The 2,538-nt window shown below is 57.5% G+C and carries 3 protein-coding genes; 1 reads left to right on the plus strand and 2 read right to left on the minus strand.

Annotation, left to right across the window (positions count from 1 at the left end):
- Positions 1-174 precede the first annotated feature (174 nt).
- Positions 175-471: a flagellar transcriptional regulator FlhD gene (locus HB633_RS30455; RefSeq protein WP_213781840.1), complete on the plus strand. Its 297-nt coding sequence runs from the start codon at positions 175-177 to the stop codon at positions 469-471.
- Between the two features lie 268 nt (positions 472-739).
- Here HB633_RS30455 and HB633_RS30460 read toward each other — a convergent pair whose 3' ends face one another.
- Positions 740-2,272, minus strand: a complete 1,533-nt coding sequence (locus tag HB633_RS30460; protein ID WP_213781841.1) for an IS66 family transposase — start codon at positions 2,270-2,272, stop codon at positions 740-742.
- A gap of 57 nt (positions 2,273-2,329) precedes the next feature.
- Positions 2,330-2,538, minus strand: a 209-nt coding sequence (gene tnpB, locus HB633_RS30465; RefSeq protein WP_213781842.1) for an IS66 family insertion sequence element accessory protein TnpB, incomplete at its 5' end; no start/stop codon positions are given.

A 2,538-nucleotide genomic window follows, 5' to 3' on the forward strand; every position in this document is an offset into this window, starting at 1 on the left:
GTCAGAACCGTAATCTGTACCGACTCACGATTCGCCGACCTAAATATTGTCTTACAAACCCTTGCCGAACGGTATGAACAATTCCAAAATGGTCATTGTTACGGGATCTGATGAAAGATCAGTACATATTGCCGATTTCATTCGACTCATTTTCGACCAGGGCAGGACAGGGCAATGAACACTTTGAGTGATACCGCTGCTTCAATTCGTGAGATCAACCTGGCGTACTTGATGCTCGCCCAGCGACTTCTCCGTTCGGATCGTTCAGTCGCAGAAGCGCGATTTGGCTTTTCAGCAAAAGCGGCAGACCTTCTAGTCGCCCTTTCGGCCATCCAGGTAACGAAGTTGGCATCGGCCCCTCATCTTCTTTGCGAGTTTCGATTCGACGACCGGTCAATGCTATCGACGCTTTCTCGACCTGGTGGCGAATCACAGGCTGCGCCGGCGGAAGCGACTGTGGCACTGGCATGAGAGGTGACCTTGCTGCCGATGCGTCGTATAGGCGAAGAGCAATAAAGCACTCATCCGCATGATTTCTTCCGCGCCACCGGCTTTGGGAGGGATAGTGGATCTGCGGGAAGACGCAAAATGTCTGCCGCGAAGTCTGCGATTACGGCCGACCACTCTGGCGTGCCCACAGGAAAATCAGCCGGGTTGGGCTTTCCCTGTGCTCGCCGAATGGAAACGATAGAAAGGGCGAAAGCACGGTAAGCGCCCGGCAAAGTCAGGGTGAGCTCAATCAGGGGACAGGTGGTACCCAGTTATGCGGAAGCAATTCGGCGATCTTATCGGCCCGCTGTGTCGGCAGTCGCGTGAGGACGTCTTTCAGATATGCGTATGGGTCGTGCCCATTGAGCTGAGCGGAACGCACCAGACTCATGATGGCAGCGGCACGTTGACCAGCGCGTAGAGAACCCGCGAATAAGCAGTTGGCCCGTCCAATGGCCCACGGCCGAATCAGGTTTTCGATTCGGTTGTTATCAATGGGCACGCGGGGATCGTCAAGATAGCGCGTGAGCGCCTGCCAACGCTTGAGGTTGTAGTCCAGTGCTTTGGCGATCGGCGAACCCTCGGCGACAAGCTTGCGCTGAGCGAGCATCCAGACGTGCAACGCCTGGGCGACTGGCCTGCCTCGCTCCTCACGAATTGCTCGTCGTTGCTCAGGATCCAAGTCGGCTGCTTCGCGCTCGACGTCGTAGAGCGCCACGAAGAATTTCAATGCCTGCTCGGCGATCTGGCTCTTCTTGCTCGCATGCAGATCGAAGAATTTTCTCCGCGCGTGCGCCATGCAGCCAATTTCCGTGATGCCCAGTTTGAATCCTGCTTTATAGCCGCTGTAATCGTCGACGACCAGCTTGCCACGCCAGTTGCCCAAGAAGGCGCGGGCATGTTCGCCAGATCTGCCGTCGGCGAACTCGTACACGACAGCGCGCACCTCTACAAACTGAGTCGACGTGTAGGCCCATAAATAGGCGCTATGCGTCTTCCCTTTGCCGGGGCTCAACATCCGCACCGGCGTTTCGTCTGCATGTAAGACGCTATGGCGCAGCAGTTCCTCCCGAAGTGCGTCGACCAAGGGCTGCAAACGTACACCGCATACGCCCACCCAGCCGCCGAGCGTCGATTGTGGAATTGCCAGGCCAGCCCGGGCGAAGATGCGTTCCTGCCGGTACAGAGGAAGGTGGTCGCCGTATTTGGCGACCAACACCTGTGCGAGCAAGCCATTCGTTGGAATCCCTTTGTCGATCACATGCGGTGGCACCGGCGCCTGGATCAACGTCTCGCACGCTTTACATGCCCACTTCCCACGGATGTGGCGCTCAACCGTGAACACGCCCGGAGTGTAGTCGAGCTTCTCGCTGATATCCTCGCCGATGCGCACGCGCTGGCAGCCACAGGGGCAGTTCAACTCTGTCGGTTCGTGATGGATGTCGGTGCGAGGCAACTGGGGCGGCAACGGCAAGCGTTTGGCCCGCTTGCGAGGTTTCTCCTGCGGCGCGTCCGAGCGCAGTTCATCCAGCTCGGCCTCAAGCGCTGCCAAATCCTCATCAATGGCCTCGTCCAGCAAGCTTAACTGCTCGGCAGTGAACTGTTCGCTACGTCTGCCGAATTGCAGGCGTTTGATGACCGAGAGCTCGTGGGTGAGCTGGTCAATGCGCGTTTGGCGGTAGTGCGATTCACGCGTCTTCTCGTCGACCTGGGTCATCAACTGCCGCGCGAGCGCGCGCAGTTGATCGGGGTTCAGGGCATCGAGATCAGTGGGTGAATTCATGCATCAAGTTTGCCAGCACCTGCACGCCGGGGGAATCGAAACTGTTTACGTCATTTGCTATACCACCGCGATTACGTGGTCGTGCGCCAACGTCTGCCAGGGCAGCCCGATCACGAGTGCGCGCAGTTGCTCGAGATTTAACGTCTCAGAAATATCACTATGACCATTGGCCCAAACGAAATGACCTTTGTTCAAGCGTCGTGCAGCGAGCCAGACGCCAAAACCGTCGTACACCAGGACCTTCATGCGCGTCGAGCGCTGATTGG

Origin of the sequence: Caballeronia sp. dw_276 (genome assembly GCF_018449635.1) — a bacterium.
Classification (GTDB): Bacteria; Pseudomonadota; Gammaproteobacteria; order Burkholderiales; family Burkholderiaceae; genus Caballeronia.

Excerpts from the sequence above, each read along its gene's own strand:
- HB633_RS30460 (WP_213781841.1), bottom strand. The coding sequence starts at position 2,272 with ATGAATTCACCCACTGATCTCGATGCCCTGAACCCCGATCAACTGCGC.
- HB633_RS30455 (WP_213781840.1), top strand. The coding sequence starts at position 175 with ATGAACACTTTGAGTGATACCGCTGCTTCAATTCGTGAGATCAACCTG.